This window comes from Pseudomonas sp. QE6 (genome assembly GCF_041379005.1).
Lineage (GTDB): Bacteria > Pseudomonadota > Gammaproteobacteria > Pseudomonadales > Pseudomonadaceae > Pseudomonas.
The window spans coordinates 2839855-2857338 of record NZ_CP166873.1; the positions used below are offsets into that span (position 1 = coordinate 2839855).

The window sequence follows — 17484 nt, forward strand, 5'->3', positions numbered from 1 at the left end:
GGGCGCGCAGCCCTTTTCTCCAGAGTGAGACTGGCGCTATGGTGCTTGCCCCGTTCCGGTCGCATCCCTCATGCCATACCTGCTTTTCGTTACCGTCCTCTGGGCGTTTTCCTTCAGCCTGATCGGCGAGTACCTCGCTGGGCAGGTCGATAGCTATTTCGCGGTGCTGACCCGTGTCGTGCTCGCCGGGCTGGTGTTCCTGCCGCTGACTCGCTGGCGCGGCGTACATCCGCGCTTCGTCGCCGGCGTGATGCTGGTAGGTGCGCTGCAGTTCGGCATTACCTATGTCTGCCTGTATCAGAGCTTCCGGGTGCTCACGGTGCCCGAGGTGCTGCTGTTCACCGTGCTGACGCCGCTGCACGTGGCGCTGATCGATGATGCGCTGAACCGTCGCTTCAATGCCTGGGCGCTGCTGGCTGCCGCAGTGGCGGTGCTGGGGGCCGGGATCATTCGTTACGACGGGGTGAGCGGCGACTACATCGAAGGTTTCCTGCTGTTGCAGCTGGCCAATGCCACCTTTGCCGCCGGCCAGGTGCTCTACAAGCATCTGGTGCAGCGCTATCCCTCGGATATCCCGCAGTTCCGCCGCTTCGGTTACTTCTTCGTCGGGGCGCTGTTGATCGCGCTGCCGGGCTGGCTGTTGTTCGGCAATCCGCAGAAGCTGCCGAGCACCGAGGTGCAATGGGGCGTGCTGGTATGGATGGGGCTGCTGGCCACTGCGCTGGGGCAGTTCTGGTGGAACAAGGGCGGCACCCTGGTGGATGCCGGTACCCTGGCGGTGATGAATAACCTGCACGTGCCGGTGGGGTTGCTGATCAATCTGCTGATCTGGGGTGAGCAGGCCGATCTGCCCCGCCTGGCGCTGGGTGGTGCGGTGATCGTCGCGTCCCTGGGCGTCAATCGCTTCGGCTTGCGTCGTCACAAGGAGCGCTTCGCATGAATATCTCCGGACGTGGTGTGGCGCTGTCCCTGGCGTCGTCCGTGTTGTTCGTGACCTTGCCGGGCTATATCCATGCGTTGGAGCCGCTGACCAGCATCCAGGTGATCGCTCACCGGGTGGTCTGGTCGATTCCCATGGTGCTGTTGCTGGTGTGGTTCACCCGCCAGGGCGGGGTGTTGCGTGACGCGGGGCGGCGCCTGCTGCGCGAGCCCTGGCTGCTGGCGTGTTTCCCGCTGACGGCGGCGATGATGTTGGTGCAGTGGGGTGTGTTCATCTGGGCGCCCATGGTCGGGCGCACCCTGGAGCTGTCGCTGGGCTATTTCCTGCTGCCCCTGACCATGGTGCTCTGCGGTCGAGTGTTCTACGGCGAACGACTGACGCCTTTGCAGGCCATCGCGGTGGCCTTCGCCGTCGCGGGTGTGCTGCATGAACTGTGGCTGACCCGGGCGTTTTCCTGGTTCTCCATGATCACTGCGCTGGGGTATCCGCCGTATTTCATGCTGCGCCGCAGGATGGGCGTGGATGCGTTGTCCGGCTTCGTCTTCGAGATGGTCGTGTTGCTGCCATTCGCCTTCCTGGCGCTGTGGATGACCGGTAGCGGGCAGGTGCTGGAGGAGACGCCACGGCTGTGGGTGCTATTGCCGATTCTGGGGCTGATCAGTGCGCTGGCCTTCGGCGCCATGATGGCGTCCAGCCGGCTGCTGCCGATGGGGCTGTTCGGGATTCTCAGCTATGTCGAGCCGGTACTGTTGTTCGCCATTGCCGTGCTGTTCCTGGGCGAGGCGTTCAATCCGGCGCAGATCTGGACCTACGGGCCGATCTGGATCGCCGTGCTGTTGACCGGGTGGGATAGCGCGCGATTGCTGCGCCGACAGGCGCGTCGCGAGGCCTTCGAGGTGAAACGCTAGGAAGGGAAGCGCTCTCCCGCAAGGGGAGAGCGCAGGCCGTCAGTCGAAGCGATGGCCGCCGACGTCGGCCTTGGCCAGGGTTTCCGGCAGGATGCGGCGGGCGGAGGTGTAATGGCGCTTCCAGTAGTCGCCATTGAGGTCGGAAACGCGGACCTTCTGGCCGCGGCGCGGCGCATGGACGAACTGGTTGTCGCCGACGTAGATGCCAACGTGGTCGACATTGCGGCGGTTGTGGATGCGGAAGAACACCAGGTCGCCGGGCTGAAGGTCATCGCGTGCTACCTTCGGGTTGCCGCGCATGCTGTAGATTTCGCGTGCGGTACGCGGCAGGTCGACTTCATCGATGTTCTGGAACACGTAGTTGACCAGGCCGCTGCAGTCGAAGCCGCGCTTGGGCGAGGTGCCGCCCCAGCGATAGGGCGTGCCGATCATGCTGTAGGCGCGCTGAGTGACCTGGTGCGCCTCGCTCTTGGCCGGCTTCTCGGTCTGGGGCGTCATGGTCAGCAGGGCACTGCCCTGGACCGGGACGCGCAGGTCGACCGGAGCTGGGTGGTAGGTGCGTGAGACCTTGGAGGAGGCGGTTGCCTCGGTGGCGGCCAAGAGGGTCGCCAAGCCTATGGAAAGGCATGTCAAAATGTTACGTCGCATTCGGCATGTCTTCTTGCTGGTTGATGTCACCCAGACTCCGCTGGATCGCCGTTGCTTTCGGCGTGGTTTCCTTTTTGTCCGTTCAAAAATTCGGGGCATTTTGAACGAGTTTTCATGACAGTTTTTACCGTCTGTCGACTCTGGCGATTGTCATGTGACTTGCCGGACGTTGCGTGACATGTGAACTGACCCATTGGTCACGACCATGGCTTATAGCTCGAAGCCCTATAGCATGCGGGTTTCGGCAGTGATGGCGGGGCGCTGTGGCTCTGATGGCGCAAAGCCAGGCGAGGCGCGCTGTCGCAGGTAGAAACCCGACGAAATGCAGGTTTTTAGGGGCGGAATCAGCCCAGGTGCTGGAGGAGGGCGGGCAGTACCTGTTCGCGCAGGAGCGGTGCGAGCTTGTGCGGGGTGTTGGCGACGGGAGCCAGCCAGGCCAGTTCTTCCAGTTCTGCCGCCGGGCTTACCGGGTGGGGCAGGGCGGCGACATAGACCTGCGCGTCGACCCGGGTATCGGGTTCGTTGGCGGCGTCGGCCTGGAAATGGCCCAGGGGCGTCAGGGCGTTTTCCGTCAGGCGCAGATTGAGTTCTTCATCCAGTTCGCGCAGCAGCGCCTGTACCGAGGTTTCGCCGGGCTCGTGCTTGCCGCCGGGTAGCATGAATGCCTGGGTGCCGCGCTTGCGTACCAGCAGCAGGCGGCCGGAGTCGTCGAGCAGGCAGGCGGCGGCGATGCTGATGGTGGCGCGGGTCATGATGAGAGAATTTCCTTGAGGACCTGGTAACGCAGTTGCACGATTCCACTGGGAAAGCTGCGTTGTTCCAATAGTTGCAGACGTTGCTCGAGTCCGATGCTGAACAGTGGAATACCGGCCCCGAGCAGGTGCGGAATGATGCTGACGATCAACTCGTCGAGCAACCCTGCGGCGAGGAAGTTTCCTGCCAGACTCCCTCCGCCAACCAACCAGACGCGCTTGCAGCCCTTGGTTTGGAGGGTTTCCAGGGCTTCGCTCGGTGGGCAATGCATCAGCTCGATCTGGGGGCCTGCCAGCGGCAGGTGGTTGGCGCGGGTCAGGACCAGGGTTGGCTTGTCCGGATAGGGCCAGTCGCCTTGGGTCAGGCAGTGCAGGTAGGTGGTCCGCCCCATCAGCAGGCCGTCGATACCCGCATAGAAGGCGCTGTAGCCGTGGTCGTCGGTCGCGCTGTCATAGCCCAGCAGCCAGTCGACGCTGCCGTCGGGGCGGGCGATGTAGCCGTCCAGACTGGCGGCCACGAAATAAACGAGAGTCGATTGCACCCTGTTTCTCCGTTGCGGAAAGCTCGATCAGAGCATGGCACGGCGACTGCGGGGTGCTGATACGTTCGTCCGATTCCTGCCTACGTTGGGCGGCGTGTCATCCAGCAAGCTCTTCCAGGGTTCGGCCGCGGGTCTCGATGCCGAAGGCCCAGACCACTCCGGCGGCGAGCAGGAAGCACAGCGCACCGAGGCTGAACACGCCTCCCTGGCCGGCCACCGGCAGGATCACGCCGCTGACGGTGGGGCCGAGCAGCGAGCCGATGCGGCCGACCGCCGAGGCGAAACCCGACCCGGTGGCGCGCGCCGAAGTCGGGTAGAGCTCCGGCGTATAGGTGTAGAGCACCGCCCACATGCCGAACAGGAAGAACTGCATGGCCAGGCCAAAACCGATCAGCAGGGCCAGGCTGCCGCCGAATACCGCCGTCTGTCCGTAGGCGTAGGCCATCGCACCGCCGCCCAGGAGCATCAGCACGCAGCTCGGCTTGCGGCCCCAGCGCTCGACCAGCCAGGCCGCGCAGAGGAAGCCGGGAATGCCGGCCAGGGAAATCAGCACCGTGTAGTAGACCGACTGGGTTGCGGCGAAGCCCGATTGCTGCAGCAGGGCGCTGAGCCAGGAGGTGAGGCCGTAGAAACCGAGCAGGGCGAAGAACCACAGGCTCCAGACCGTCAGGGTGCGACGCCGGTAGGCCGGCGACCAGAGTTCGGCGAAGGCGCGGAAGAAGCCCGGCGCACTCGGCTCCGGGCGCGCCAGCGGGCGTGGCTCCGGCAGGCTGCTCAGCTTGAGCGAGGCCATCACCCGGGCCTCGATGCGTTGCAGGGAGCGCTCGGCCTGATCGAGCAATCCGGCCTGCTCCAGCCAGCGTGGCGATTCGGGGATCATGAAGCGGATGGCCAGGACGAAGATCGCCGGGAACGCCAGCAGCAGGAACAGGCTGCGCCATCCGGCCACCGGTAGGATGAAGTAGGACAGGCAGCCGGCGGCGATGAAGCCCAGCGGCCAGAAGCCGTCCATCAGCGCGATGTACTTGCCGCGCTTGTGCGCCGGGATCATTTCCGAGAGCAGCGACTGGGCGATGGGGAACTCCATGCCCATGCCGATCCCCAGCAGCACGCGGTAGAGGGTCAGTTGCTGCACGTCGCCGGCGGTGGAGCAGAGGTAGCTGGCGATGCCCCAGAGCACGATGCTCCACTGGAACACCGGCTTGCGTCCGAAGCGGTCGGCGAGCAACCCGGACAGCGCCGCACCGACCACCATGCCGACGAAGCTGGAGCTGGCCAGCAGCCCGGCCTGGGCGCTGGAGAGGCCGAACTCGGCTTTGATCGAGCCGAGCAGGAAGGTCATCATCGCCAGGTCCATGGAGTCGAAGAAGAACGCCAGGGCAATGATCACGAAGATCAGCCGGTGGTACGGGCTCAGCGGCAAGCGCTCCAGACGTTCGGCGGCGGTTGGGCGGTGCGTCATCGCGGCGTTCCTTGTGCGGCGTTCTTGAGCAGTGCGGCCAGTCTGGGAGCGCCTTGCGGACGCGTCTGTCCCGCACGCGACGTGGGCCATGCCGATTGCGACCGGCGAATAAAACCCGCGCATCGGTTACGCTATGCAGCTATTTGGTCTTTACGTGATATCGAGGTCTGCCTTGTTCTCCCAATTCGCCCTGCACGAACGCCTGCTCAAGGCGCTCGATTCGTTGTCCTTCTCCGAGCCGACTCCGGTCCAGGCGGCGGCCATCCCGAAGGCCCTGGAGGGACGCGACCTGCGGGTGACGGCGCAGACAGGCAGCGGCAAGACCGCCGCCTTCGTGCTGCCGCTGCTGCATCGCCTGCTCGCCGAGGACAAGCCCAAGAGCGGCGCCCGCGCGCTGATCCTGCTGCCGACCCGCGAGCTGGCCCAGCAGACCCTCAAGGAAGTCGAGCGCTTCGCCCAGTTCACCTTCATCAAGGCCTGCCTGATCACCGGCGGCGAAGACTTCAAGGTGCAGGGCGCGCGTCTGCGCAAGAACCCGGAAATCATCATCGGCACTCCGGGCCGCCTGAACGAGCAGTTCAACGCCGGCAACCTGCCGCTGGGTGATGTGGAAGTGCTGGTGCTCGATGAAGCCGACCGCATGCTCGACATGGGCTTCTCCGAGGATGTGCTCAAGCTCGCCGCGCAGTGCCCGGCCGAGCGCCAGACCCTGCTGTTCTCCGCCACCAGCGGCAGCGGTCTGCACGAGATGGTCGAGAAGGTCCTGCGCGAGCCGGAAAACCTGCAGCTCAACCGCGTCAGCGAGCTGAACGAGGACGTCAGCCAGCAGGTGATCCTGACCGACGACGTCGCGCACAAGGAAGCCCTGGTGCACTGGCTGATCGGCAACGAGACCTACGACAAGGCGATCATCTTCACCAATACCCGCGTCGCCGCCGACCGCCTGACTGGCCGCCTGATCGCCGCCGGGCACAAGGTCTTCGTGCTGCACGGCGAGAAGGACCAGAAGGACCGCAAGCTGGCCATCGAGCGCCTGAAGCAGGGCGCGGTGAAGGTACTGGTCGCCACCGACGTGGCCGCCCGTGGCCTGGACGTCGACGGCCTGGACCTGGTGATCAACTTCGACATTCCGCGTCGTGGCGACGAGTACGTGCACCGCATCGGCCGCACCGGCCGTGCCGGCGCCGCCGGCACCGCGATCTCGCTGGTCGGCCATGGCGACTGGAACCTGATGTCGAGCATCGAGCGCTACCTCAAGCTGCGTTTCGAGCTGCGCACCATCAAGGAGCTGAAGGGCACCTACAAGGGGCCGAAGAAGGTCAAGGCGTCCGGCAAGGCCGCCGGCACCAAGAAGAAAAAGGATGATGTGAAGAAGACCGGCAGCAAGGCGCCGGCGAAGAAGAAACCCGCTGCCAAGCCCAAGGCCGGCCCGTCGAAGGTCGTGAGCCAGGACGGCATGGCACCGCTCAAGCGCAAGAAGCCGGCGGCGGAGTAAGCCTTCCGCGTCACCCGAAACGCCTCCCTGACCGGGAGGCGTTTTTGTTTGTGCTCGGTTAGCCCAGCGTCTCCGGCGGCGCCTCGTAGCTGCCGGACTCGTAGCTCACCCCGTGGCGGATCACCGGCGGCGCGTCGCCCGCGTGCAGGCTGGTGACGTTGTCGATGATGGTCTTGTCCTCGATGGTTAGACGGTCGAGCATTCGCAGGTGGCCGATCCAGTTGTCCACCAGGAACAGCTCCTGCCAGATCTCCGGGTTGCTCACATCGCGATACAGCGCCCAGCGCTCCGCACCGTTGCGCAGACGCAGGCGGCGTAGCGGCTTGGCGGCGCGGACGAAGTCGCGGGTGCGCTCGGCCGGGATGCGGTACTCGATGGAGACCAGCACTGAACCCCGCTCGGGGTTGAACACGAAGGTCGGCTGGCCCGGCATTCCGCTCGGCGCGCGAGCGATGTTGCTGGCGTCCAGCTCCGGCAGGCGCGAGTTGTACAGCACCGCCACCGACACCAGCAGCAGGCAGCCGGCGGCGATCAGCGCCCCTTGCACGCCCAGTGTCTCGGCGAAATGCCCCCAGAGGAACGAGCCCGCCGCGAGACCGCCGTACAACGCGGTCTGGTACAGCGCCAGCGCCCGCGCCTTGACCCAGTCGGGCACGAGGATCTGCACCGCGGAGTTGTAGGTCGCCACGGCGGCGATCCAGCAGGCGCCGCCTAGGATCAGGGCGGGGAAGATCACCCAGAGGTTGTCGATCCAGCCCAGGGTCAGCATCACCAGCGCCAGCGTGGCGGCGGAAAAACTGATCAGCCGGCTGCTGCCGAGCAGCAGCCGGGCCTTGCTCACCATGGTGCTGGCGACGATGGCGCCCAGGCCCAGGGCGCCGAGCATGTAGCCGTACACCGAGGCGTTGCCGTCCGGATTGCGGTGCGCCAGTAGCGGCAGCAGTGCCCAGATGGCGCTGGCGGACAGGCCGAAGGCGAAGGAGCGCATCATCACCAGGCGGGTGACGCTGGAATACTGGGTGAAGCGCAGTGCGGCGATCACGCCCTCGAAGATGTGCTCCGGCGGCAGGGTGCGCTTGGGCACCTCGCGGCGCCATTGCCAGATCGCCCAGATCAGCGCGGCGTAGCAGATGCAGTTGAACAGGAACACCCACGACGGCCCGGTGGCCGACAGCAGCAGGCCGCCAATGGCCGGGCCGACGGCGCGGGCGACGTTGTAGTTGACGCTGTTGAGCAGCACCGCATCGCCGACCATGCGCGGCGGCACCTGCTCGTTGACCGCCGCCTGCCAGGCGGGGATGGTGATCGAGCTGCCCAGCGAGAGCCAGAGGATCGACACGATCAACAGCAGCGGGTCGAGGTAGCCGAGGAACGCCAGTACCGTCACCAGCGCGGCGCCGGAGAGTTCGACCGAGAGCCCCACCAGCATGATCTTGCGCCGGTCGTGGTTGTCGGCCAGCACGCCGGACATGATCGACAGCAGCACCAGCGGCAGCGCCGAGGCAACCTGGATCATCGCCACCATCAAGGGACTGGCGTGAGCTTCCGTGACCACCCAGGCGGCCGCTACCGATTGCGCCCAGGTACCGAGGTTGGCGAACAGGTTGCAGATCCAGATGATGCGGAACGCGGCGATGCTGAAGGGGGCGAGGACGCCGCTGCGGGAGTCGGCTGGATCGGGTTTGAGGGGAAGGTCGTGCTTGGGTGAAACGGACTGCAGCATGGGAACGCCCTTATTTCGAGTGACCGGCGATCAGGCCGCGCCGGTGTCTTTCCATGCCGGGCAAGTGTAGTGGCTGAGGCGCTTCGCGCCATTGATGATGGTCAGCCGTGGCGTTATCGGTGACATACGCTGGCCAACTTCGACAGTGCCGTCGTGGCTCCGGATTGTTAGGCTGCGTCCGAATTTTTCTTCTGCATTGCCCAATAAGAGCGAAAAGCCGATGAAGCGACTCTCCACCTGTCTGCCCACCTGCCTGCTGGCCGGCCTGCTGGCGCTGCCGCAAAGCCTCTGGGCCTGGTCCAATCACACCCTGGGCAGCTACATCGCCCTGCAGCAACTGCCGGCGATCGTCCAGGCGCCTGAGGTAGAAGTGGAGCCGCTGGAGAGCTTCATCAGCCAGCAACGGGCCGGCCTGGTGAAGCTGCTGGATGAGCAGGAAGCCTATGCCCGCGAACATTTCCGCCAGTACCCGCCGCGTCCGGATGACCTGCGTCTGAGCGAGGATGACCGCGACGACCTGGGCAAAGCCTTCCTCATGGCGCTGCGCCTGAATCCGGAGATCAAGCTGGCCACCGCCGTGCAGCCGCCGCCGGGTGGCGAACTGCCGGGCCATGTGGCGCTCAAGCCGGCCGATGTGCTGGTGTTCCACAATCTGTCCGGCTGGAATCAGTGGCGCTTCGTGCAGTTGCAGGCGGGGGAGAAGATTCCTGCGCTGGACGTGCTGGCCAGCGCCGCCGACGAGCCGGACTTCGGTCACGACATCAACCTGTTCAGCGACAACCCCGGCGAAGTCGGCCAGCGCTACGGCTTCGGCCCGCAGCCGTTCGGCGACCCGCGCTACGAGTTCAGCTCCCAGGCGCCGTTCCACATGGGCTTCTACCACGAGGATGCGATCATCTTCACCGGCGCGCCGTACCTGGAGCGCAACTGGCCGGAATGGCGCGCCTACCAGTTCTACGGCCTGGCGCGCTTCGCCTTTGACCAGGGCCATCCGTACTGGGGCTACCGCTTTCTCGGCTGGGCGATGCACTACATCCAGGACATGACCCAGCCGTACCACTCGACGCCGCTGCCGGGCGAAACCACCACCAGCATGCTGTGGACAGCGGGCAAGTCCATGGCCGGCTTCGATGCCGACAAGCAGGCGGCGATCCAGCGCGTGGCGGACCGGCATACGGGAGTTGAGCGTTATCAGGTGGACTGGCTGCGCGAGACGCTGCGCCAGGGCGGGCAGTCGCCGCTCGTGGCGGCCTATGCGGATGTCAGCACCGATGGAAGTTATCCACCGTACTCGACGGAGTATCTGCGCGAGGTGGTGGCGAGCGAGTCCCATGCCCATGCGGCGGCGTTCGACGCGGCCATCGGCCATTGGCTGGAGAGTGAAGAGAAGCCGGCGGGGGATTTCAGCGCGGGGAACTCACCGGCGCCGTTCCGCCACGATGAGGCGTTGGATGAGCAGATTCTGCAATTGATCCGGCATTTCGGCGCGCACAGTCGCAACATCGCGAAGGCGGCCCTGCAGCCGTAGTTTCCACGGCTGGAATCCAGGGCACTCCCGGCGCGGCGGCGTGGAGCCGCGCCGGGAATGCACAAGCCTGATCAGCCGCCGGAGCAGCCGTTGCCCCACACCTGGTATTCGACGGTGTGGCGCAGACCCTGGGAATCCTCGTAGGTCATGCGCGCCGGCACGATGCCGCACTGGCTGGACACGTCGGTGGTGGAGATCACATGGGCGACGTCCAGCTTCATGTCGTAGGTGTACTGCTCCACGGCCGCGCTTTGCGCCTGGTCGCCGGCATTCGCCTGCTCGGCCAGGGCGAGCGAGGAGAAGCCCAGCATGGCCAGGATGACTACAGCTTTCATGAATTTACCTGCCTTGTTCCCGCTGTCCGGACGTGACTCGTCCGTGACGCTGAGCCGGAGCTGCATCGGGAAGCGTTGGGGGATGATTACGGGTGTCGAGTGGTGTTGCGGCGCGCGCTGTAACAGCACGGAAATAATAGGATCTGCCTGATCTGAGTCATATATCCAGGTGCCAACAAGACTTCGTACTCAGAGGCAATAATCCAGGATTGACGCGGGTTGCAGGGCAGGTTCTGCGGTGGGTGGTCGCAGCTTGGCCCGGGTTCGCGATGTGGCTGCCGCTCCTACGAGCAATCTGAAATATTGTGCCGTGCGGTTCGCGAGCAAGCTCGCTCCTACAGGGAACGCCTGATGCTCTTCGTAGGAGCGAGCTTGCTCGCGAACCCGCGTAACTCAATCGCGCAACGGCGACTGCGGATCGAGCAGCGAGGTGCGGATGAAGTGCAGGTAGCTGCACACCCGCCGCAGCGGCGAGGAGTCGAAGTGCGGTGGCCGGCGATCATCGGTGGAGCGCGTCGCATGGATGGCGTGCTCCACCGCCGCCAGTGCCCGCTGGCGATTGCTCTCGCTGGGCTGGATGAACAGCCGGATCAGTGCGCGGCCCAACGCACGAATCGCCCGCCGCCAGGGCATGCGCTCGGCGTACCAGGGCTCCTTCGGCAATGCCTCCTGCTCACGGCGCAACTCGATGATCGACAGGCCGATCTCCTGCACCTGGAAAGTCCAGCGCAGCAGTCGGCGCTGCACATCCGGGCGGCCTGTGGATAACCCGTAGGCCTGGTTCAGCAGGTCGCGGGTGCCGCTCTCGAAACCGGACGACAATCCTTTCAGCGGATCGCTGATGACCCGCACCACGCGCAGACGCAGCTCGGCTTCCAGGCGCTCCCACAGCCACGGCCGGTTCGGCGGCAGGATGACGATCGCCGCGACGACCGCCATGCCCATCGACAGCAGCATCGCCAGGTATTCGTTGATGAAGGTGTAGGCGTCGTAGCGGGCGACGTTGGCGGGCAGCGAGGCGATGCAGAACCACACCAGCAGGCCGACGCCATAGCCGCTCCACTTTGGCCGGGAGATGAGGAAGGCGCCGAGGGCGAACACCGGTGCGAGCACGAAGCACAGCAGCGGGAAGCCATCGATGTGCGGCAGCACGCGGAAGGTGAGGATGAAGCCGAGGGTTGCGCCCAGCAGGGTGCCGAGGGTCAGTTGCAGCGACAGGCGCTTGGGGTTGGGCGAGGCGGAGGAGAGCGCGGCGATCAGTACCGAGGTGAGCGCGAAGGTGGCGCCGCTGAGCCAGGACGTCTCGATCCAGAATACCCCGCCGACGATCACCAGCAGCGCGCAACGGAAGCCCGCGACGGCAGCGGCGAGGGCGTTGGCCTTGGGCGTGAAGCGCTCCTTCCACTGCTCGCGCTCGTGCTTGTGGGCGGCCAGCGAGGCGTGGGTCTGGGCATAGTTGTGCATGTCGTCGGCGAAGCGGTAGAGCAGCTCGGCGGCGGTCTCGAAATCCAGTTGGTCGGCTTCCCGCGGGCAGGTGTGGCCGAGCGTGGCGCGGGCCTCGCGGATACGCGGCATCAGATGGTGCTTGCACAGTTCCAGCTGCACGCTCAGGCGCTCGGCGTCCGCTTCGCTGAGCGGCCGGCCGTGCCAGCTGGCGAGCAGTTCGCTGACGTCGATCAGGCAGGGCATCAGCACTTCCAGCACGTTGCTGGCCTGGCGCTCGCGCAGGCGGTCGAGCAGGCGCTGCAGGGCGTGGAAGCGCGTGGTCAACTGCATGAACTCGCTGTTCAGCCGCGCCAGGCGGCCGCTGCGCAGGCGCATGTGCGGGTCCTCGAAGGCGGTGACGTTGCGCAGGCTTTCCAGGCCCACCACTTCCGCGGCGATGCGCGCGCTGGCCTGCTCGAAGCGTTCTCGCTCCAGCGTGCCATTGAGGCCCGCGCTGGCGAGCCCGGCGAAGTCGCCGAAGCGGGTGTTCAGCGCGTTGCGCAGGGCGGCGGTGCTGGTCTGCGGCAGGACGATGGCGCTGACCACGCCGGTGCAGAGAATCCCCAGGCTGATCTCCAGCACCCGCCACAGCGCCTGCATGAAGGCGCCCTCGGGGTGCAGGGTGGCGGGGATGCCGATCATCACCGCCGTGTAGCCGGCGAGGAGGCAGGCGTAAGCACGAAAATCCCGGTAGCGCGCGGCGCCCGCCGTGCACAGGCCGACCCAGATCGCCACGCAGAGCAGGAACAGCACGCGCTCCTGGGCGAACAGGGCGATGAAGGTGACCATCACCGTCAGCCCGGCGAGGGTGCCGAGGATGCGGTAGAAGCTCTTCGCCAGCACCTGGCCGCTTTGCGGCTGCAGCACGATGAAGGCGCTCACCAGCACGGTGTTGGGCTGCGGCAGTTCCAGACGGTAGGCCAGCCACAGCGCGGTGAAGGCAGTGATCAGCGTCTTGAGGATGAACATCCAGGTGACGCCGTCGGTGTGCGCCCAGTCGGACAGGGCGAAGCGCAGCGCGGCAGCCTTGGGCAGGCGCACGGAGAGACTGCTCATCAGGCTTATCTCGGCAGGCGTTGTTCGGGGCGGATCGGGTTTTGATAACCCTGTAACTCGAAAGTGGAGCGAAGGGGTGGAAGCACGTTGCACGAAAGGCGGAGCACGGCTGCTTGTCCTGGGAGATTGCGGGAGACCGCGTTGGGGACGGCGATTCTAGAAGTGCGCCAGGGGCAGGATAAGCTGACGGATGGGCGAATTATTGTTACCTGAAAGTACAATAATCCCCGCCCGGCACCTGTGCGACAATTCGCCGCCTGTCATGAATCTGTAACAAGGCGTTGCTCGGTCGAGCGGCGTTGCAGAGACCGCCCGCCGTGGCGTCTGACAGGCTCTTCAGGAGAAATGATGGACCTGCTGCACAATATGCGTGCTTTCGTCTGTGTCGCCGAGACCGGCAGCTTCACCGCTGCCGCCCAGCGCATGGACCTCACCACCGCGTACGTCTCGCGGACGGTGGCCAAACTCGAAGCGCACCTGCGCACCCGCCTGCTGCACCGCACCACCCGCCGCATCGCCCTCACCGAGGCCGGCCAGCGCTACCTGCAGCGCTGCCAGCAGATCCTCGGCTACATCGAGGAGGCCGAGGCCGAAGCCGGCGACGCCCATGCCCGGCCCCACGGCAAGGTGAAGGTCCATGCCATGACCGGCATCGGCCAGCATTACCTGATCCGCGCGATCTCGCAGTACTGCGAGATCTATCCGGAGGTCAGCTTCGACCTGACCCTGGCCAACCGCATCACCGACATCCTCGACGAGGGCTACGACATCTCCGTGGTCATCGCCCAGGAGTTGCCGGATTCGGGCTTCGTCTCCAAGCGCATCGGCAAGACCTACAGCGTGCTCTGCGCATCACCCGAGTACGTGGCGCGCCATGGCATGCCGAAGAAGCTCGCGGAACTGACCGAGCATCGCTGCCTGCGCCTGGTGAACTCGGTGATGTCCCTGGACAAGTGGCTGTTCGACGGCCCGGACGGCCAGGAGCTGGTCGGCGTCAACCACAGCCATTTCCAGGTCAATACCGCCGACGCCATGACCGAGGCGGTGCGCGCCGGCATGGGCATCGGCGCACTGCCGGTGTACTCCGCCGTGCAGGGCCTCAAGGACGGCAGCCTGGTGCGCGTGCTGCCGGACTACAGCCTGTTCCACCTCAACGTCTATGCGTTGTATCCGTCACGCCAGTACCTCGACGCGAAGATCCGCACCTGGGTGGAATTCCTCCGCGATTGCGTGCCCGGCATGCTCGAGGAGCACGAACGGATGATGCTCGAGCATCGCACCAAAGTGCCCGGCTGACGCGCCATTCCGCTGTCTTGAACCTCACCGCCCGGCATCTGCCGGGCGCGCTTTTTCGTACCTTGCGTTCCGCTGTGTCGAACGCCGCTTTGGGAAAAGACGAATTCTCCGAACGCGACTATTTGCGTCAGTCTCGTGACGGGCCTGTCGCCAGGCTCACCTCGCAAACACAAGAACAAATTGAGGGTGACGCGATGTTTACAACCATGGGGCGGGCGTTGCTCGCCGTGCTGGCGTTGGCCTGCGCTTCTGCCATTCAGGCTGCAGATGGACCGCAGGCTGCCAAAGAACCCATAGTGATCAAGTTCGCCCACGTGGTCGCGGAGAACACGCCCAAGGGGCAGGGGGCGCTGATGTTCAAGCGCCTGGCCGAAGAGCGCCTGCCCGGCCGGGTGCGCGTGGAGGTCTACCCGAACTCCTCGCTGTACGGCGACGGCAAGGAAATGGAAGCGCTGCTGCTGGGCGACGTGCAGATGCTCGCGCCGTCCCTGGCCAAGTTCGAGCAGTACACGAAGAAGGTGCAGATATTCGACCTGCCGTTCCTCTTCGACGACATCGACGCCGTCGACAACTTCCAGCGCAGCCCGCAGGGCCAGAGCCTGCTGACCAGCATGCAGGGCAAGGACATCCTCGGCCTGGCCTACTGGCATAACGGGATGAAGCAGTTGTCAGCCAACCGCCCGTTGCTGGAGCCCAGCGATGCGCGCGGGCTGAAGTTCCGCGTGCAGGCCTCCGACGTGCTCAACGAACAGTTCCGTACGTTGCGCGCGATCTCCCGCAAGATGTCCTTCGCCGAGGTCTACCAGGGCCTGCAGACCGGCGTGGTGAATGGCACCGAGAACACCTGGTCGAACTACGAGAGCCAGAAGGTCAACGAGGTGCAGAAGTACTTCACCGAGTCCAACCACGGCCTGGTGGACTACATGGTGATCACCAACGCCAAGTTCTGGAACGGGCTGCCGCCGGACCTGCGCGCCGAGCTGGAAAAGATCATGGCCGAGGTCACCGTGAAGGTGAACCAGGAAGCCGAACGCCTGAACCGCGACGCCCGCCAGCGCATCCTTGCCAGCGGCACCAGCGAGATCCATCCGCTCACCGCGCAGCAGCGCGCCGACTGGCGCGAGGCGATGCAGCCGGTGTGGCAGAAATTCCGCGACAACGTCGGCGCTGATTTCCTCCAGGCCGCCGAAGCCTCCAACCGTCCCCATTGATCCGTCCGGCCCCGCCGGCCGGCGGGGCGTCGTGCGGGTTTTCCGTTGTGGAGAACTTTCGATGAACCGACTCGTGCGCGTCTGGAACCACTTCGAGGAGGGCGCTATCGCCTTCCTGCTGGCGGCGATGACGCTGGTGACCTTCGTCTACGTGGTGCTGACCAACGTCTTCACCCTGTTCTATGACCTGGGCGACCGCCTGCCGTCGCTGGAGGGGCCGTTCTACGCAATCGGCGACTCGATACTCGGGGTGGCGCAGGACATGTCCTGGAGCAACGCGCTGACCAAGGCGCTGTTCGGCTGGCTGATCTTCTTCGGCATCGCCTATGGCGTGCGCACCGCCGGCCACCTGGGGGTAGACGCGCTGGTGAAGCTGGCGCCGCGCCGGATACAGCGCGGCATCGGCGTGCTCGCCTGCCTCTGCTGCCTGGGCTACGCCGGGCTGTTCATGGTCGCTAGCTTCGACTGGGTGAAGACCCTGTTCATCGCCGGCATTGGCGCCGAAGACCTCGACCACTTCGGCATCCTCCAGGCCTACATCGCGGTGATCGTGCCTATCGGCTTTGGCCTGGTGCTCCTGCGCTACCTGGAAATCCTCGTCAACCTGTTGCACGGCCGCCAGCTCGGCCTGGGCCTCGCCGACGAGGCCGCGGAAGCCTCCAAGCTGGCCGGCGAAGAAGCCGCGGAGAATCGTCCATGACCGTGATGATCCTGTTCCTCCTGCTGTTCGTCTTCATGTTCATCGGCGTGCCAATCGCGATATCCCTGGGCCTGTCCGGCGCGCTGACGATTCTCTTGTTCAGCCCGGATTCGGTGCGCTCGCTGGCGATCAAGCTGTTCGAGACGTCCGAGGCCTACACGCTGCTGGCGATCCCGTTCTTCCTGCTCTCCGGCGCCTTCATGACCACCGGCGGCGTGGCGCGGCGGCTGATCGACTTCGCCAACGCCTGCGTCGGCCACATCCGTGGCGGCCTGGCGATTGCCGCGGTGCTGGCGTGCATGCTGTTCGCTGCGCTGTCCGGTTCCTCGCCGGCGACCGTGGCGGCGGTGGGCTCGATCGCCGTGGCCGGCATGTTGCGTTCGGGCTACCCGCGCGAGTTCGGCGCCGGGATCATCTGCAACGCCGGGACCCTGGGCATCCTGATTCCGCCATCGATCGTCATGGTGGTGTACTCCGCCGCCACCGAGACCTCGGTGGGCAAGCTGTTCGTCGCCGGCGTGGTGCCCGGCCTGCTGCTGGGCGTGATCCTGATGGTGGTGATCTACATCGTCGCGCGGGTCAAGAAACTGCCGGCGCAACCGCGTGCCAGCCTGCGCGAGTGGCTGTCCGCCGCGCGCCGGGCGATCTGGGGGCTGCTCCTGCTGGTGATCGTCCTCGGCGGCATCTACTCCGGGCTGTTCACGCCCACCGAGGCGGCGGCGGTGGCGGCGGTGTACTCGGCCTTCGTCGCGCTGGTCGTCTACAAGGACATGCGCCTGCGCGACTGTCCCAAGGTGCTGGTGGAGTCCGGGCGGCTGAGCATCATGCTGATGTTCATCATCGCCAACGCCATGCTCTTCGCCCATGTGCTGACCACCGAGCAGATCCCTCAGCAGATCACCGAGTGGGTGATGCAGGAGGGGCTGACGCCGATCGGCTTCCTGCTGATGGTCAACGTGGTGCTGCTGGTGGCCGGCAGCTTCATGGAGCCCTCGGCCATAGTGCTGATCCTCGCGCCGATCTTCTTCCCCATCGCCATGCGCCTGGGGATCGACCCGATCCACCTGGGCATCGTCATGGTGGTGAACATGGAAATCGGTCTGGTGCACCCGCCGGTAGGGCTCAACCTGTTCGTCACCTCGGCGGTCACCGGCCTGCCGCTGGGCTCGACCATCCGCGCGGCACTGCCGTGGCTGATGATCCTGCTGCTGTTCCTGATCCTGGTGACCTACGTGCCCTTTATCTCGCTGGCGCTTCCCCACGCCCTTGGCATGTGACAGGTTGTCGCGGCCCCATGAGTCCGTTGCCAAAACAACGGCTTATGGGGCTCATCATTAAGACTAAGGATTGGTAAGACCATGGTCGAATGGCCCGGAGGAGGGTGTCGCCGTTACAACTGACGG

The 17484-nt window shown here is 65.4% G+C and carries 15 protein-coding genes; 8 read left to right on the forward strand and 7 right to left on the reverse strand.

The annotated features are described in order from the left end of the window. Window positions 1-70: 70 nt before the first annotated feature. Window positions 71-940 (forward strand): carboxylate/amino acid/amine transporter, encoded by an 870-nt coding sequence (locus ACAW63_RS13210; protein WP_371234207.1) that lies wholly within the window; start codon window positions 71-73, stop codon window positions 938-940. Next, window positions 937-1848, forward strand: a complete 912-nt coding sequence (gene rarD, locus ACAW63_RS13215; protein WP_371234209.1) for an EamA family transporter RarD — start codon at window positions 937-939, stop codon at window positions 1846-1848. The genes ACAW63_RS13210 and rarD overlap by 4 nt, the downstream gene beginning before the upstream one ends. A 39-nt stretch (window positions 1849-1887) precedes the next feature. On the opposite strand, the gene ACAW63_RS13220 is transcribed toward rarD, so the two are convergent. The 4 genes from ACAW63_RS13220 to ACAW63_RS13235 form a co-directional block, all read right to left on the reverse strand. Continuing rightward, window positions 1888-2496 carry a C40 family peptidase gene (locus ACAW63_RS13220; RefSeq protein WP_371234211.1) on the reverse strand — a complete coding sequence of 203 codons (609 nt, stop codon included), beginning with the start codon at window positions 2494-2496 and terminating at the stop codon, window positions 1888-1890. Window positions 2497-2840: 344 nt separating this feature from the next. Next, window positions 2841-3248: an NUDIX domain-containing protein gene (locus tag ACAW63_RS13225; RefSeq protein WP_371234213.1), complete on the reverse strand. Its 408-nt coding sequence runs from the start codon at window positions 3246-3248 to the stop codon at window positions 2841-2843. Then, window positions 3245-3790: a dihydrofolate reductase family protein gene (locus ACAW63_RS13230; RefSeq protein ID WP_371234215.1), complete on the reverse strand. Its 546-nt coding sequence runs from the start codon at window positions 3788-3790 to the stop codon at window positions 3245-3247. Before ACAW63_RS13230 ends, ACAW63_RS13225 begins: the two co-directional genes overlap by 4 nt. A gap of 97 nt (window positions 3791-3887) precedes the next feature. Beyond that, complete coding sequence (locus ACAW63_RS13235; protein ID WP_371234218.1) at window positions 3888-5252, reverse strand: MFS transporter; 1365 nt, start codon at window positions 5250-5252, stop codon at window positions 3888-3890. Window positions 5253-5409: 157 nt separating this feature from the next. Between ACAW63_RS13235 and ACAW63_RS13240 the strand changes: the two genes are divergently transcribed. Beyond that, window positions 5410-6747 (forward strand): DEAD/DEAH box helicase, encoded by a 1338-nt coding sequence (locus tag ACAW63_RS13240; protein WP_371234665.1) that lies wholly within the window; start codon window positions 5410-5412, stop codon window positions 6745-6747. 58 nt (window positions 6748-6805) lie between these two features. Here the strand turns inward: ACAW63_RS13240 and ACAW63_RS13245 are convergent, their stop codons facing one another. After that, the gene (locus ACAW63_RS13245) at window positions 6806-8470 is read right to left on the reverse strand and encodes an MFS transporter (RefSeq protein WP_371234220.1); all 1665 of its coding nucleotides are present in this window, start codon (window positions 8468-8470) and stop codon (window positions 6806-6808) included. Between the two features lie 220 nt (window positions 8471-8690). Between ACAW63_RS13245 and ACAW63_RS13250 the strand changes: the two genes are divergently transcribed. Further along, entirely contained in the window at window positions 8691-9998 is a 1308-nt protein-coding gene (locus ACAW63_RS13250) for a phospholipase (RefSeq protein ID WP_371234222.1), read from the forward strand. 71 nt (window positions 9999-10069) lie between these two features. On the opposite strand, the gene ACAW63_RS13255 is transcribed toward ACAW63_RS13250, so the two are convergent. Both ACAW63_RS13255 and ACAW63_RS13260 read right to left on the reverse strand, forming a co-directional pair. Continuing rightward, on the reverse strand, window positions 10070-10333 hold the full coding sequence (locus ACAW63_RS13255; protein WP_371234224.1) for a DUF2790 domain-containing protein: 264 nt from the start codon (window positions 10331-10333) through the stop codon (window positions 10070-10072). A gap of 393 nt (window positions 10334-10726) precedes the next feature. After that, the gene (locus tag ACAW63_RS13260; protein ID WP_371234226.1) at window positions 10727-12874 is read right to left on the reverse strand and encodes an FUSC family protein; all 2148 of its coding nucleotides are present in this window, start codon (window positions 12872-12874) and stop codon (window positions 10727-10729) included. 348 nt (window positions 12875-13222) lie between these two features. Between ACAW63_RS13260 and ACAW63_RS13265 the strand changes: the two genes are divergently transcribed. The 4 genes from ACAW63_RS13265 to dctM all read left to right on the forward strand — a co-directional run bounded on the left by ACAW63_RS13265 (window position 13223) and on the right by dctM (window position 17358). Further along, window positions 13223-14170, forward strand: coding sequence for a LysR family transcriptional regulator (locus tag ACAW63_RS13265; RefSeq protein WP_371234228.1), 948 nt, complete (start codon window positions 13223-13225; stop codon window positions 14168-14170). A 194-nt stretch (window positions 14171-14364) separates the two neighbouring features. Beyond that, window positions 14365-15381, forward strand: coding sequence for a TRAP transporter substrate-binding protein (locus ACAW63_RS13270; RefSeq protein ID WP_371234230.1), 1017 nt, complete (start codon window positions 14365-14367; stop codon window positions 15379-15381). Between the two features lie 61 nt (window positions 15382-15442). Continuing rightward, complete coding sequence (locus tag ACAW63_RS13275; protein ID WP_371234233.1) at window positions 15443-16081, forward strand: TRAP transporter small permease; 639 nt, start codon at window positions 15443-15445, stop codon at window positions 16079-16081. Continuing rightward, window positions 16078-17358: a C4-dicarboxylate TRAP transporter large permease protein DctM gene (gene dctM, locus ACAW63_RS13280; RefSeq protein WP_371234235.1), complete on the forward strand. Its 1281-nt coding sequence runs from the start codon at window positions 16078-16080 to the stop codon at window positions 17356-17358. The genes ACAW63_RS13275 and dctM overlap by 4 nt, the downstream gene beginning before the upstream one ends. Window positions 17359-17484: the final 126 nt, after the last annotated feature.

Bases quoted from the DNA above. Each gene is read 5' to 3' on its own strand.
- ACAW63_RS13210 (WP_371234207.1), top strand. From the start codon at position 71: ATGCCATACCTGCTTTTCGTTACCGTCCTCTGGGCGTTTTCCTTCAGC.
- rarD (WP_371234209.1), top strand. From the start codon at position 937: ATGAATATCTCCGGACGTGGTGTGGCGCTGTCCCTGGCGTCGTCCGTG.
- ACAW63_RS13220 (WP_371234211.1), bottom strand. From the start codon at position 2,496: ATGCGACGTAACATTTTGACATGCCTTTCCATAGGCTTGGCGACCCTC.
- ACAW63_RS13225 (WP_371234213.1), bottom strand. From the start codon at position 3,248: ATGACCCGCGCCACCATCAGCATCGCCGCCGCCTGCCTGCTCGACGAC.
- ACAW63_RS13235 (WP_371234218.1), bottom strand. From the start codon at position 5,252: ATGACGCACCGCCCAACCGCCGCCGAACGTCTGGAGCGCTTGCCGCTG.
- ACAW63_RS13245 (WP_371234220.1), bottom strand. From the start codon at position 8,470: ATGCTGCAGTCCGTTTCACCCAAGCACGACCTTCCCCTCAAACCCGAT.
- ACAW63_RS13250 (WP_371234222.1), top strand. From the start codon at position 8,691: ATGAAGCGACTCTCCACCTGTCTGCCCACCTGCCTGCTGGCCGGCCTG.
- ACAW63_RS13255 (WP_371234224.1), bottom strand. From the start codon at position 10,333: ATGAAAGCTGTAGTCATCCTGGCCATGCTGGGCTTCTCCTCGCTCGCC.
- ACAW63_RS13260 (WP_371234226.1), bottom strand. From the start codon at position 12,874: ATGAGCAGTCTCTCCGTGCGCCTGCCCAAGGCTGCCGCGCTGCGCTTC.
- ACAW63_RS13265 (WP_371234228.1), top strand. From the start codon at position 13,223: ATGGACCTGCTGCACAATATGCGTGCTTTCGTCTGTGTCGCCGAGACC.
- ACAW63_RS13270 (WP_371234230.1), top strand. From the start codon at position 14,365: ATGTTTACAACCATGGGGCGGGCGTTGCTCGCCGTGCTGGCGTTGGCC.
- ACAW63_RS13275 (WP_371234233.1), top strand. From the start codon at position 15,443: ATGAACCGACTCGTGCGCGTCTGGAACCACTTCGAGGAGGGCGCTATC.
- dctM (WP_371234235.1), top strand. From the start codon at position 16,078: ATGACCGTGATGATCCTGTTCCTCCTGCTGTTCGTCTTCATGTTCATC.